This window comes from Rhodococcus sp. 1R11, from assembly GCF_004563845.1.
GTDB lineage: Bacteria > Actinomycetota > Actinomycetes > Mycobacteriales > Mycobacteriaceae > Rhodococcoides.
In genome coordinates this window covers 1-513 of record NZ_SPNG01000038.1, presented here as the reverse complement: position 1 = coordinate 513, position 513 = coordinate 1, and the positions used below count along the sequence as shown (strand labels likewise).

At 66.7% G+C, this 513-nt stretch carries 1 protein-coding gene; it reads right to left on the bottom strand.

Features of this window, described 5'->3' with window-relative positions:
• The coding region (locus E4P29_RS25800; RefSeq protein ID WP_167735625.1) for an acyl-ACP desaturase at positions 1–513 on the bottom strand (513 nt) is incomplete at both ends.

Sequence of the window (513 nt, the reverse complement as noted above, 5' to 3'; positions counted from 1 at the left end):
GATGTCCATCGCTGCGCCGGTGATGTTGCGGTAGAAGATCATGTGCAGGTTCTCGTCGGCGGCGATGCGTTGGAGCATGCGGTCGGCGATCGGGTCGTCGCAGACCTTGCCGGTGTTGCGGTGCGAGACGCGGGTGGCGAGTTCCTGGAACGTCACGTACGCCACCGAGTGCAGCAAACCGACCCCGGCCCCGGCAGGCGACGCGTAGCCGTTGGTCATATGGATCATGCGGGCTTCTTCGAGGGCGACGGGGTCGACGCCGCGGGTGACGACGAGGTAGTCGCGCATGACGATGCCGTGGCGGTTCTCTTCGGCGGTCCAGCGGCCGACCCAGGTTCCCCAGGCACCGTCCTGGGAGAAGTTCTCGGCGATCTCACGGTGGTAGGACGGCAGGTTGTCCTCGGTGAGCAGGTTGGTGATCATCGCGGCCTGCGCGACGTCGGAGAGTTTGGACTGCTCCGGGTCGTAGTCCTTGCCGCCGAGGGCGGCGAAGTTGCGGCCCTCGTCCCACGG